Origin of the sequence: Collinsella sp. LCP21S3_A9, assembly GCF_052118785.1 — a bacterium.
Classification (GTDB): Bacteria; Actinomycetota; Coriobacteriia; order Coriobacteriales; family Coriobacteriaceae; genus Collinsella.
In genome coordinates, this window is record NZ_JBQKGN010000001.1 from 60,456 (window position 1) to 73,673 (window position 13,218).

Genomic DNA, 13,218 nt, shown 5'->3' on the forward strand with positions numbered 1-13,218 from the left:
CGCCGCCACGCGGACCGATGCCGCACGGCTGCCGGCCACGGGCAATGTAATCCGATGGGAACGAGCGTGGATAATCTCCCACTTTGAACCCGTCACCAAGCAAAAAACGGGAGATTATCCACGCTCATTCTGCGGGTAGTCATTGGGGACATTCTTGACAAGCGCGGAAACGTCGCTGGTTGAGCATAAGTCAGCGAAAACGCCCCTAAGCGAGCAAGGTGACGTGAAAGAGGAGGGAAGCGTACTTCGGTACGCGACCGACGATTGAACGTCAGATTGCCGCTTAGGGGCGTTTGCAGCGTCGACCGGTCCGCCGTTCGTTAGAACGGCGGAACCAAAGGCGTAGCGTCGAGCCGTTACACGGTTTGGTAAAACCGCGTAACTTATATGACCATGACGTAGCGGCTACCCACGTAGTACTGCTTGCCGAGCAAAACCGGCTCGCCATTGGGACCGGTAAAGCCGGCACGCAGGTTGAGCAGCGGATCGTGCGGAGCGATGCCCAGCTCGGCCGCCTGCTCGGCATTGGCGCGAACGGCCTCGACCGTGCGGTAGCCAACCGAGACAATCGGCGTTCCACCAACACGCTCGACCTCGGCAAAAATCGACTTGTCCTCAAGATCGGCCGTCAACAGCTCACGGTAGGCGTCAAAGGGCACAAAGATGTTCTCCTCAAAGATAGGCTCGCCGTCGGCCGTACGCACGCGCTTGATATGCAGCAGCAGCGCATCCTTCTGCAGGCCAAAGAACTCCATCTCGTTTTGGCGCGCCGGAACGATCTGGCGATCGATCACATGCGCGCCGGCCTTCATGCCATTGTCGGCACACAGCGCGGTAAACGTCTGCAGCATCGAGGCATGAAACTGGCGGTTGATGTGCGGCGTGGAGACAAACGTGCCACGGCCTTGCTGTTTAACCAGATAGCCATCGGAACATAGCTCCTCGACGGCGCGGCGCACCGTAATACGGCTCACCTCGTACTGCTCGGCAAGCTCAAGCTCGGACGGGATACGCTCCTTGGGTGCATAAACACCCTTCTCGATCGAATCCTTGATTTCGTCGTAAATCTGCTGGTACAGCGGCGCATTTTTGGGTGCAGGCATATCTAATCACTCTTATCGAAATATCGGAATAACAAATACGTATATAACGTCTAGTTTTATGTTACCTCATAACGATAAAACGATACACCCTCCCTACCAAAAAGGGACAGGATTGAGCAGAGCCGGCAAAATGCCAAATACCTTACTTGCCGTCGTCCTGCTGCAAGCTGTCCTGTTCGCTGAGGCGCACCTGCCTGCTGGCCATGCGTGCGGGCTTGTCGGGATCGGGAACGGCCGTGGGCATGGGTTCGTCGACATGACCGCCCCACCAACCGCCCACAAAGTTGAGCGTGTGGAACACGTTGATCACGGCGCCGGGATCAACCTCGCATACCAGCCTGATAATGTCCTGGCTCTCGTAGGTCGAGACAACGGTGTGCAGCAGGTACATCTTCTCGCGGCTGTATCCGCCGACGACCTCGGCGCAGCTCATGCCGTGCTGAAAATGGTTTACGTAGGCAGTCATGACCTCGTCTGCCTTACGCGTCGTGATCTGCAGCGTCACACGATCGTAGCGATGATAGAAACTGTCGATGGTCTTGGTCGAAATAAACTGAAACACAATGGAATACGCCGCCTTGTCCCAGCCAAACATAAAACCAAAGATTGCCAGGATAAAGCAGTTAAAGCCAAAGATGACGCCCCAGATGGTCTTGCCTGTGTGGTTGGAGACCCATAACGCGATAAAGTCGGTGCCGCCGGTGGATGCGCCGGACTTAAGCGCGATGGCAGCACCCAGGCCCGAGACCACGCCGCCAAAAATGATGAGCATGATCTTGTCGCCCAAAAATGGAGCGAAGTGAAAGACGTTGAGGAACAGCGACGAGAGCACGACCTGCATCATCGAGAAGATGACGAAGCGCTTGCTAATGCCGCTCCAGCATAGGAGCGCCACGGGGATGTTGAGTGCGAGCATACCGAGCGAGATGTCGATGTGAACGCCACCTAGCGAGGTAACGCGATCGAGAAGGACCGCGACGCCGGTAAAACCGCTCGGAAGCAGGTCAGCGGGCCGAATGAATGCCTGGATCAGAAATGTCTGGAGAACGGCAGAGACCGTGACCGCCACGGCAGTAATGGCACGGCGGACGATGGTGAGGCGGCCGAGTACGAGCACGCGGTCCGTGAGCTGATCGATGGCATCCGCCACGCAGGCTCCTTTCGAAGGCAGATATAGTTGTGGGGCATGCCCGCGATTGTAGCATGGAGCGTGCGGGGGCGCCTCAATTCACCCTCTCTCGACAACCATCAGAAGGACCGTGAGGCCGCTCAAAAGAAAAACGCCGTGAAGAGAGCGATCCCTTCACGGCGAATTCGGCATTTGCCCAGATAAAACCTGCCAAAATAAACCTGTCCCTAAATGGCAGGTAGGATGTCACACAGATTGTCAATGACAACGTCGGCGGCAGACTGGTCCAGGTTGACGCCCTCGTGCGGACGCAGCGCCAGGACGCGGGCGCCAGAGCGCTTGCCAGCCTCGATGCCCAGAGGCGAATCCTCGATAACCAGGCACTCGGCAGGCTCCACCCCCAGCGCCTCCATGGCACGCTGGTAGATCTCGGGGTCGGGCTTAAACGCACTGCACTCGTGACCGCTGATGGTGTAGTCCAGCACGTCGGCGATGCCGGCAATCTCCACCAGCTCGTCGATCAGCTCGCGATAGGACGAGCTCGCGATGGCACACTTCACACCGCGCTCATGCAGCTCACGCATCACCGGCTCTGTCTGCTCGTTGAGAAGCTCGGCATACGGAACGGGGTGGTGCGGGCTGTAGACCTGCTTGTACTCCACGCGCAGGCGCTCACGCAGCTCAACATCGTCGGGCACCAGCGCCTTCCAAATGGCCGGCTCGTTAGACCCCGAAAGGTCGGGGATCTCGTCAAAGTGGAACCCCTTCTCTTCCATAAACGCCACGCGGCGACGGTTGTAGAACCACTCGGTATCGACCAGCACGCCGTCCATGTCAAACAGCACTGCCTTGATCATACGCTCCTCCTTCCACCTGCCAAAAAGGGACAGGTTTATTTTGGTAGGTTTTATCTGGGGTTTGCGGCGCGACAAACACGCCCCAAAGCAAAAAAGGGGACGGGGCGAAAACCCCATCCCCTCTCAATCAACCCGTAAGGTCTACTTACTTGTGATTAGTAGGAAAGCTTCCACATGTAGCGACGCATGGTCAGCGGGTGCTGACGGGCCTCGGCGATCTGGTTGCCGTACTCGCGCATAACGGCGAGGTGCAGCAGCGGGTTGAAGTAGGTGACGACGCTCGCGGGCACGGCGTCAGCCAGGCCGTAGTCCTTGGAGTCGATCAGAGCGACCTTGGCGCCCATGCGCTCAAGGAAGGTGAGGGCGCGGGCGTCCATCGGACGGGTAGCGCCATCGGACATGAAGAAGACGTAGGGCTTACCCTCGGTGGAAACCTCGAACGGGCCGTGGAAGTACTCGCCGGTGTTGTAGGCGGCGGCGTCGATCCACTGCATCTCGGTGAACAGGAAGGCGGCGTGAGAATAAGCCATCTTCTCGGAGGCACCGGAAGCCATGAAGTAGATCATCTTGTCGTCCTTGAAGTCCTCGGCGAACTTCTTGGCGAGCTTCTTGCAGGACTGAGCGGCGTTCTCGCAGAGGTCGAAGACGTTGGTGAGACCGGTGATCATGTCCTCGTAGTGGTCATAGCCCTCGGTCTGCTGAAGGATCTCGAGAGCAAGAGCGATGGCATAGCCGGGCTTCTCGCACTTGGCAGCATAGTTGGCGTGGAAGCCGTGGATGATGACGTGGTCGGCGTCGACGGTCAGAGCGGAGCCGGCCTTGTTGGTGAGGGAGACGACCGGGCAGTTGTGCTTCTTGGCGGTCTTGTTGGCCTCGACGGTCTCGGGCGTGGAGCCACCAAGGGAGCAGGTGATCACGAAGGTGTGCTCGTTGACCCAGGAGGGCGTGTCGTAGTTGAACTCGTTTGCGGTGAAGATCTGAACGTTCAGCTTGTCCGTGTTGTTGGCCAGGAAGTACTTGGCGGGGTAAAGGTCGGACATGGAAGCGCCGCAGCCAACGAAGGCGACGCTGTGGATCTCGTGGTTGGACAGGACGTCAGCGACGATCTGCTTAGGGAGGTTAAGGTCGATCTCGTACATCTGACACATTCCTTTCGATTTTTGCGGCGCCACTTTGCCGGGCGTGCGCAGGATTACCGTGATTTGGACCGAGTCGCCGGCCCATTGAAGATGTGACATAGGGACTGTCCCTTTGACACATTTAGGGATGGAAGCCTGCCTGGGGTATGGGATGCCAGGCAGGCTCCCCGGGGAAAGCGGTTAGACGCTTGGGCGCGACTAGGCCAGGATGCCGGCCGCGGAGAGGGCGATGCCGCCCACGATGGCGATCACAAGAAGCCAACCGGTGTTGACGTTCTTCTTGATGAGCCAGTACATAAGGCCGGTGAGGCCAAGGGAAATCATCTGGGGCATCATGCCGTCCAGGATGTCCTGGATCACGACGGTGCCGTCAGCGAACTGCAGCGGGGTGGTGGCGCCGATCAGCGTAGCGATCATGCCGCCCACGGACATAAGACCCACGATGCCGCAGACATACATGAGCTTCTCCATGAGGTCGCCGCCCTGAAGCTTGCTCAGGTACTCGTGGCCGCCCTGATAGCCCATCTTGGCTGCGAACCACGTGATCAGCACGGAGGGAACGATGGAGATGAGCATGGCCAGGATCGGGCCCATGATGGAGCCCTGCTGAGCAAGCTGAACGCCCAGACCAAAGGCGATAACGCGGATGGTGCCCTGGAAGAAGGAGTCACCAATACCGGAAAGCGGGCCCATGAGGGAGGTCTTGACCGCGTTGATCGAATCGGGATCGAAGTTCTCGGGATCCTTGGCGTACTCCTCCTCCATAGAGGCGGCGAGGCCCAGGACGAAAGCGCTCGTCTGCGGAGTGCAGTTGTAGAACGCCATGTGACGGCGATAAGCCTCTTTCTTGGCAGCAAGCTGCTTGGGGTCGGACTCATCCGGATAGAGGCGATCGAGCGTGGGAACCATGCCATAGAGGAAGCCCATGTTCATCTGACGCTCGTAGTTCCAAGAGGCCTGGATGGCCCAGGAGCGCCAGAAGAACTGGCTGACCTTCTTGTTCAGGGACACGTCCTTGGTTGCGGTTGCCATAGTGTGTTCCTCCTTAGTCTTCGTCGTCTTCGAGCGGATCGTAGTCGGAATCGACACCGGCGGCTGCATGGGAACCGTTGAACTTGAAGCCCATGAAGACGACAGCCAGGCACACACCGATCAGAGCGACCGCGATGACGGACAGGTTGAGGTAAGCGGCGAGCAGGAAGCCGATGAACAGGAACGGAGTCATACCCTTCTTGATCATCATGGTGAGCAGCAGGGCCAAGCCGTAGGCGGTCATGATCTTGGTCGAAACGTTAAGACCAGTGGACAGCCACTCGGGGACCATGTTGACGATGGCCTGAACCAGGTCGGTGCCAACAAAGACGGCGAGGAAGATCGGCAGGAAGTACATGACGGCGTACAGACCAGTGCCGACGCAGATGTGCATACGGTAGGCGGTCTTGAACTTTCCGTTATCGATCGCGCTATCTGCCACATGGGTGAGGGCGGCGATGATGGAACGGAACACGATGCCGAGGAGCTGACCCAGGACGGCGACCGGGATGGCGATCGTCATGGCGGTCTCGGCGGAAGCATCGGTCAGGCACGCAAAGGCAGCGGCCACGATGCCGCCCAGGACCATATCGGGCGGAACGGCAGCACCGACCTGCACCAGGCCCATGGACACGAGCTCGACGGCGGCACCGACGGCAAGGCCGGTGGGCACATCGCCCAGCAGCAGACCGACGAGCGTAGCGCCAACGAGGGGCTGCTCGAAGTTAAGACGACCGAGCAGGCGGGAGTCCCACATGCAGAACACGCCGACGAGGCCGACGAGCACCGCACTGATGAACGTATTCATACCCTTCTCCTTTCAGTCAGGCAAAAGCCTGGTTGACTACAGCTTGGCGTCGATGTCGACGCTCTGATACGTGGGGGTCTGCTGGACATAGAGCTTGATGCCCATGTCGAGCAGCTGGTTGATGTCGGCCTTCTGGGTGGCGTCGAGGAAGACGGAGCTGTCCTTGCCGCCGACCTGATCGGCACCGTCGTGGTTGGCGGTGGCGCCCAGGTTGATGGCGTCGAGCTTGTAGCCCTGGCAGAACTGCAGCATCTCGGCAGTGTTGCCAAAGACGAACATGACGCGCTCGCCGAGGGTGTTGAGCTTGTCCATCTTGGCGAGGGCACGCTCGACGGTGAAGACGTTCAGGCGCACGCCCTGGGGCTTGGCCAGCTTAAGAGCGCCCTTCTTGATGTCATCGTTGGCGGCAGCGTTGTCGACGACGATGATGCGCTCGGCCTGAACCTTGGTGGTCCAGGTAAAGACGACCTGGCCGTGCAGCAGACGGTAGTCAAGACGTGCGAGGACGATCTTGGCGGGACCGGAGCTGTGACGGGACGCCTTGGCCTTCTTGGCGGGAGCCGCGACGGCCTCGACCGGTGCGTTGGGGTTGGTCAGACCAGTGCGGGCCTCGTTGATGAGGGCCGCGAGCTCGGTGCCCTTGACGGGGGCGGGGCTCATAGCGAGCGTGAGCGCCAGCGGGATGTTGAAACCGCTGACAACCGTGAACTTCGTGCCGTTCTTGGAAAGCTCGACCATGCTGTTGTTGACCGAGCTGCCGAGCATATCGGTCAGCACATAGACGGTGTCGTCCGCGTTGAACGTGGCGATCATGGCGTCCACCTTATTGGTGATGGGCTCCTTGTCGTCACGAGCAAGCGACACGACGTGGACGTTCGACACGTCGCCGAGAACCATCTCGAGCGTGTCTTTGGCGCCTGCGGCCAGGCCGCCATGAGATGCGAGAATGATCTGATTCATCTTGCCTCCTCCTTTTCGTTATGGTCATTATAACGTCTTATACGCTACTTACATTAATAATTACTATAAAGACCGTTCGCGGTTAAAAATCGACCGTTTACGGGTTTAACGTACTCGAAACGTTGGGGCTGGGTAGGCGGGCACTGGCTGGATAACCCCAGGTCGGATGCCGCACGCAATTCCCTATCGCACGAAGTACCAGGGACTTTCCTGTACGGTGGGCTCCAGCGCGATGCCGGTGCGTTCCTTAAACAGATCCATGTCCTGCGATTTCTCCGTCCACCACGCGTTGGGCTTAAAGGTCATGCTCTCAATGACATGGCCGACAAACACACTGTTGCGCAGCTTGGAGAAGTCGGTGTTCATGATCAGGATGGACGCGAGCACCAGCACGATGCCCAGGACCTTGATCGCGCCGGCGGGCTCGGCGTAGACACCAATGCCCAGCAGTACGGTGACAACTGTCTCGAATGACATTACGACGGGAACTTTCGACGTCTCGAGCCCCATGGACAGACCCTGCATATATAAGATGTAAGCCACGGCTGTGGGGATGAGTCCAAAGCCAAGGAACAACAGCAGCAGCTGTGGCGACATTGCCGCGGCGACATCCGGCCACGGAGCCGCGATAGCTGCCATAACCGCACCGCCAAAAACAAAGCCCCAAAACGTGACAGCCAGCGGGTGGACCGTCTTGGTTGCTATTCGGCTAAACACCGCGAGCGACGCACCGCAAAGGCCTGCAATCACACCCGACGTGACGCCCCAAACCGAAAAATGAAAACCGGAAAGGTCGCCATTGGTCACTGCAAGCACACAGCCAACGATGTTAAAGACAATGGCAACGAGCTTGTTAGGGGTCACGTCCTCGCGATAAAGCACGCGGCCGAGCATGACGCCAAACACCGGCGAGGTGTAGAGCAGCACCGAGGCCGTGGACATGCCCACCTCGCCCATGCACTCGTAATAGCAGGTGTTGGCGGCGGCCAAACCGACGATACCGACAAGCGCGCAGGGAACAAGCTCTTTAGGGCTTGCCTTGAACAGGGCCAGGGGACCCGATGCTTTTCCCTCACGAGCACCTCCCTGGCAACCCATGAACGCCAAGACCGGAGCCATTAAGACGGCACCCGACAACAGGCGAAAGGCCGCCATGCTCTGAGACGAAACACCCATGGCCGAGATGCCGTTTACAAAGATTCCGATGCTGCCCCACATAAGCGCGGCGATCAGCACCAGCACATAGCCCAGATTGCTTTTCTTCAACGCAGCCTCCTCGGTATTGTTTCCAATATGTTTCATACTACGTTATAGTCGTTATATACATTTTTCAAGCCACAAATCGCCGAACGGAAAAATCTGCTCTCCCACATACTCATTGGGGACGTACTTAAACGACTAGGACTGTCCCCAACTGCCGGCAGAAAAGGAACGTCCTCAACTGCCACATCTGGACCAAGGCGACGCCGATGCTTTGGCAACGTCAGCGAAAACCCGCCAGAGCGAGCAAGGTGCCTTGAAGCGAAGCGGCATTGACCTTCTGGTCATGCCGCTGAAGCTGAAAGGCAGATTGCCGCTCTGGCGGGTTTGCAGCGTCGAGCCGTTACGCGGTTTGGCAAAACCGCGTAACTCCTAGTAGTCAAGCTTCCACATGTAGCGGCGCGTCATATAGTCCTTGTGGGTGACGGCAGAGAGCGCGCGCATGTAGACGTTGTTGAGGATCGGCGCGAAGATCAGGTGGTTGAAGTACTCGCTCACGCTGTCCTTGATGTCGTTGAGGCCGAGCTCCTTGGCGTCGAGCTGATAGACGCGCTCGCCACCGTACTGGTTGACGAAGCGGGTGCCGCGCTCGTCGTTGCAGCGGCTGCGGCCGACGCTGATGAGCTGGAACAGCGAAGTGCGCTTGTCCAGGATCTCGAAGGGGCCATGGAAGAAGTCACAGGTGTTGATGGTGCAGGAGTCGATCTGTAGCATCTCCTGCACGTTGCAGATGCTAAAGACGTAGGCGGCACCAAAGAGCGGACCTTGAGCCATCACGTTGATGCAGGGCTTGTCGGCGTTCTGCTCGGCCCACTTGGCAGCGAGCGGACGGGTGTACTCGACGGCCTTGCGATAGATGGGGTCGACCAAGTCGAAGGCGGCCATGGCGGTCTCGTACTCGGCATAGCCCTCGGTCTGCTGCGTGAGCTCCATGGCGATCATGGTCACGACGGCGGAGTTGGTGCGGCCCATGCAGGACTCGTCGACGGCCAGGCTGTCGTACTGAATCTTGTAGTCGCAGACCTCGGTGAGGGCGGACTCGTCGACATAGATGGCGATGGTGCTGGCGCCGCGGTCCTTGGCGACCTGGGCGGCGACGATAGTCTCCTTGGTGCCGCGCATGGACACGACGACGGCCAAGGTGTTCTCGTTAACGTAGGCAGGGGTGGCGTGCACGAACTCGTTGCTGGTGTAGCTGGAGCTCACGACCTGCGTGGCCTCGTGCTCCATAAAGTACTGGGCAGGATAGTTACCGCCGTTGGATCCGCCGGCGCCAATCCACACGACGTGCTTGATGCCGCCCTTGTCTGCCTTGTCGGCCAAAACCTGGGAGACGACATCTTTAACCTGTTCCTGAGTAGTCATCGTGCATCAGCCTTTCTTCTCGTTTGATGCTCATCACAGGCATACAAGTTACATACATGTTTTGGTTATGTCGACTAGTTGTATGCTATATTTGTCTTAGAAATTTTGCTGCTGTGGTTTTCGGTAGCTCGCTACCAGCAGTTTTATTGTTTTATTAAATACATGCTTGCTTAGGTAAGCATACAGGTTAGATATAGGTTGGCAATATGGGCGTCACATCTAAAAAGAAACTGACCCAATACGAGCGCTTGGCGGGCACGCTGCGCGATCGCATCGCTGCCGGCACGTATGCGCGCGGAGACAAGCTGCCGTCCGAGATGGAACTCATGGACGAATCGGGGCTGTCACGCAGCACCGTACGCCACGCCCTTAAGGTGCTCGTTGATGAGGGCCTGGTGCGCACCGAGCGCGGGCGTGGCGCCTTTGTGGCCGACACGCCCGCGCTCCACGAGAACAACCTAGTGTTTTCGAGCTATACCAAGCAGGTCGAAGGCCAGGGCATGAAGCCCACCACGCGCACCGTGGACTCGGGCTTTGCCAAGGCGGCCGGCAGCATAGCTAAGTTCTTTGACGCCGCCGTGGGCAGCAAGCTCGTCAAACTTGTCCGCCTGCGCTACCTGGACGACGCACCGCTGTGCCTGGAGACCACCTACCTGCCGCCAAGCTTCGAGACGCTCATCGATCGCGATATCAACGGCTCGCTCTACGCCACGCTGCGACAGGAGTTCCATCGCGCACCGGCACAGGGGCATAAGACCTTTGAGGTGTGCTACGCCTCGCAAAATGAGGCGTTTTTGCTCAACGTTGAGCGCGGGCAGGCGCTGATCCTGATCACCGACTACGTCTACGACACTGACGGCCGACCGCTCCATGTCTCCAAGCGCATCCAACGCACCGACCGCGCCAAATACACCGAACCCATCGGCTAACCTGCCAAAATAAACCTGTCCCTAAATGGTAGGTTTGGGGAGGTCGGGGAACCAGGTTGGTTTGGGTTGGTTGGGCGTGCGCTCGGCTAGGACCAGCTCCATCCAACACATGTCGTACCAGCGACCGAACTTTTGGGCGCAGCGGTCGAAGGCACCCACCAGGCGATACCCCATATGGGCATGGAAATCCTGACTGTTGTGCGTCAGATACTCGTCGTCCTTGTCGTGCGGCACGGCGATGAGCGCGCACATGTTGGTGATGCCCATCGCGATCAGGCATTGCTTGAGCGCATCGTGCAGCTTGCGGCCCAGCCCGCCGTGGCGCACATCGCGCGCCAGGTAGATCGACGTCTCGACCGACCAGTCGTATGCCTCGCGGCTGTTGAGCGGACTCACATAGGCATAGCCTACCGGACGCCCGTCCAGCTCCATCACCAAATACGGGTAGCGCTTGAGCGTACGCTCGATACGCCCGGCGAACTCCTCAACGCTCGGAACCTCGTATTCGCAGGTAATCGCCGTCTGGCGCACATACGGCTCATAGATGGCAAGCAACGCCGGCGCATCGTCGGGCGTCGCCAGGCGAATCGTCGGCTCGGACATTTCGGTCATACAACCCTTCCCCCTCAAAAACAAAGGCTGCCCTGCGCCAAGCTCAGGCGCAGGGCAGCCCCTTGTCACTACATCAGGCTACAGGACAGCCGCCAACGCGTCGATGTCCTCCTGCGTCGTGGCCCAGCTGGTGCAAAAGCGCACCACCGTGTGGGTCTCGTCGTACTTTTCCCAGTACTCAATCGAGGCATGCTCGCGAATGCGGGCCATGTCCTCGTTGGGCAGAATCACAAACTGCTGGTTGGTCGGCGTCTCCAAAAAGAACTGGTAGCCGCGCTCGTGCAACACGCGACGAAGCGCCTGAGCCGTCTCGATCGCCTGGCGACCAATCTCAAAATACAGGCCGTCGGTAAAGAGCGCCTCGAACTGCACGCCCGTCAGGCGGCCTTTGGCAAGCAGCGCGCCATGCTGCTTGATACGCGGAATGGGATGCGCCGGGGCGTGCATACCGCAGAACACCACAGCCTCGCCGCAGAGCGCGCCGCACTTGGTACCGCCGATGTAGAACACGTCGCACAGCTGCGCCAGCTCGGGCAGGGTAATGTCGCACTCATCGGCCGCCAGCGCATAGGCCAGGCGGGCGCCATCCACAAACAGCGGAATCTCGCGCTTCTGGCACACTGCGTGAATCGCCGCGAGCTCGGCCTTGGAGTACAGCGTGCCGTACTCGGTCGATAGGCTCACGTACACGGCACCCGGGGACACCGTGTGCTCGTAGCTCTCGTTTTCGTAGAACACCTGGATATAGTTCTCAAGGTCCTCGGCGTGCATCTTGCCCTCGTAGCCGGGGATGGTGAGCACCTTGTGGCCGCCAAACTCGATGGCGCCCGCCTCGTGGCAGGCGACGTGGCCGGTCTCGGCAGCAACGACGCCCTCGTACGGCGCGAGCAGCATGTCGATCACCGTCGCGTTGGCCTGCGTGCCGCCCACCAGAAAAAACACGTCGGCATCGGGGGCCTGACAGGCCTCGCGGATAAGCTGCTTGGCACGCTCGGTATGTGCATCGGTACCGTATCCTGGCTGCGGCTCCATATTGGTGTCGACGAGCGCCTGCAGCACCGCCGGGTGTGCGCCGTGGGAATAATCGTTGTTAAACGCGAGCATGGCAATCCTCTCTTACCGGGTATCGGCCAGATGATTCAAACGGAGCTATTGTACGCCGCTGGGATAGGCAATGCGCGCGGCAAGGCACTCAAGTGCCAGCACCAGAGCAAAACCGCAGCTCACATCACTCAAAAAGTGCGCTCCGATCACGATGCGGCCAAACGCGACGAACGCCACAACCACAGCCGCCGTCCAAAAGACCACACGACGGCGCGACGGCTTTTCCTTAAAGGCCGCTGCGGGAAGCCCGGCGAGCATAAGGCCGATCGCCGCGTGCGCCGCGTGTCCGCTCGCAAACGACTTAAAGCCGTCCTTGACTACACCGGCGGCAATATAGGCCCGCTTGTCGGGGTTGCCGATCACCCACCACGGCTGAAACTCGAGCCCCGGCGTCACCTCGACCACGCGCATGCGCGGGCGCGACCACAGCGGCTTGACGATCACGTTGAGGATGATGGCCTGAGCGACCCACACGGCAAGCACCATGAGCGCCCAGCGTGTGAGCTCGTCGGGCTCGGTCGTGCGCGTGAGGCGATAGACGATAAGGTTGGCGACGATGACCAGCACAAACGTCAGCACCAACTGAGCCACGATGAGTTTGCCGCCAACCCTCAGGGACGAAACGATCTCGTAGCCGGTCAGGCCAACATTGACGAGGATGCCGAGCACGGCGAGCCATTTGCTCCCCCTGGAGTCGGGACGCACCGCGCGCACGAGCATAACGCCCGCGACGCTCGCCGTCAGCTCAAACGGCAGCTCGCCGGTCGCCTCGATAAAGCGGCCGTACACGCTGCCGATGTTGAACAGCGCGCTCGAGATCTGATAATCGAAGAAACTGCCCACGCCCAGGCAGAGGGCAAGGATAGCCGCGATAGCAGCGGCATCTTTTTTATAGATGTACCCGAACATGCTTTCCTTTC

At 59.3% G+C, this 13,218-nt stretch carries 13 protein-coding genes; 1 reads left to right on the forward strand and 12 read right to left on the reverse strand.

What is annotated here, in order from left to right; genetic code table 11:
- Window positions 1-383: 383 nt before the first annotated feature.
- The 9 genes from ACTQ05_RS00275 to ACTQ05_RS00315 form a co-directional block, all read right to left on the reverse strand.
- A complete protein-coding gene (locus ACTQ05_RS00275; RefSeq protein WP_441537675.1) occupies window positions 384-1,103 on the reverse strand; it encodes a GntR family transcriptional regulator in 720 nt (239 codons plus the stop codon).
- A gap of 142 nt (window positions 1,104-1,245) precedes the next feature.
- Entirely contained in the window at window positions 1,246-2,253 is a 1,008-nt protein-coding gene (locus tag ACTQ05_RS00280; RefSeq protein ID WP_441537676.1) for a YitT family protein, read from the reverse strand.
- A 206-nt stretch (window positions 2,254-2,459) separates the two neighbouring features.
- On the reverse strand, window positions 2,460-3,089 hold the full coding sequence (locus tag ACTQ05_RS00285) for an HAD family hydrolase (protein ID WP_154518552.1): 630 nt from the start codon (window positions 3,087-3,089) through the stop codon (window positions 2,460-2,462).
- 155 nt (window positions 3,090-3,244) lie between these two features.
- The gene (locus tag ACTQ05_RS00290; protein ID WP_229770738.1) at window positions 3,245-4,228 is read right to left on the reverse strand and encodes an SIS domain-containing protein; all 984 of its coding nucleotides are present in this window, start codon (window positions 4,226-4,228) and stop codon (window positions 3,245-3,247) included.
- Window positions 4,229-4,426: 198 nt separating this feature from the next.
- Entirely contained in the window at window positions 4,427-5,260 is an 834-nt protein-coding gene (locus tag ACTQ05_RS00295; protein ID WP_154518549.1) for a PTS system mannose/fructose/sorbose family transporter subunit IID, read from the reverse strand.
- A gap of 13 nt (window positions 5,261-5,273) precedes the next feature.
- On the reverse strand, window positions 5,274-6,068 hold the full coding sequence (locus ACTQ05_RS00300; protein WP_154518546.1) for a PTS mannose/fructose/sorbose/N-acetylgalactosamine transporter subunit IIC: 795 nt from the start codon (window positions 6,066-6,068) through the stop codon (window positions 5,274-5,276).
- Window positions 6,069-6,104: 36 nt separating this feature from the next.
- Window positions 6,105-7,028 carry a PTS mannose/fructose/sorbose transporter subunit IIAB gene (locus ACTQ05_RS00305; protein WP_427719486.1) on the reverse strand — a complete coding sequence of 308 codons (924 nt, stop codon included), beginning with the start codon at window positions 7,026-7,028 and terminating at the stop codon, window positions 6,105-6,107.
- 183 nt (window positions 7,029-7,211) lie between these two features.
- Entirely contained in the window at window positions 7,212-8,294 is a 1,083-nt protein-coding gene (locus tag ACTQ05_RS00310) for a DMT family transporter (RefSeq protein WP_427719488.1), read from the reverse strand.
- A 366-nt stretch (window positions 8,295-8,660) separates the two neighbouring features.
- Complete coding sequence (locus tag ACTQ05_RS00315) at window positions 8,661-9,653, reverse strand: SIS domain-containing protein (RefSeq protein WP_441537677.1); 993 nt, start codon at window positions 9,651-9,653, stop codon at window positions 8,661-8,663.
- Between the two features lie 206 nt (window positions 9,654-9,859).
- On the opposite strand from ACTQ05_RS00315, the gene ACTQ05_RS00320 reads away from it, so the two are divergent.
- Entirely contained in the window at window positions 9,860-10,582 is a 723-nt protein-coding gene (locus ACTQ05_RS00320) for a GntR family transcriptional regulator (protein WP_427747834.1), read from the forward strand.
- Window positions 10,583-10,603: 21 nt separating this feature from the next.
- Here the strand turns inward: ACTQ05_RS00320 and ACTQ05_RS00325 are convergent, their stop codons facing one another.
- The 3 genes from ACTQ05_RS00325 to ACTQ05_RS00335 all read right to left on the reverse strand — a co-directional run bounded on the left by ACTQ05_RS00325 (window position 10,604) and on the right by ACTQ05_RS00335 (window position 13,207).
- Window positions 10,604-11,194: a GNAT family N-acetyltransferase gene (locus ACTQ05_RS00325; protein WP_118238204.1), complete on the reverse strand. Its 591-nt coding sequence runs from the start codon at window positions 11,192-11,194 to the stop codon at window positions 10,604-10,606.
- A gap of 78 nt (window positions 11,195-11,272) precedes the next feature.
- Window positions 11,273-12,298 (reverse strand): threonine aldolase family protein, encoded by a 1,026-nt coding sequence (locus tag ACTQ05_RS00330; protein WP_441537678.1) that lies wholly within the window; start codon window positions 12,296-12,298, stop codon window positions 11,273-11,275.
- A 45-nt stretch (window positions 12,299-12,343) separates the two neighbouring features.
- Entirely contained in the window at window positions 12,344-13,207 is an 864-nt protein-coding gene (locus ACTQ05_RS00335) for a phosphatase PAP2 family protein (RefSeq protein WP_441537679.1), read from the reverse strand.
- Between the last annotated feature and the right edge of the window lie 11 nt (window positions 13,208-13,218).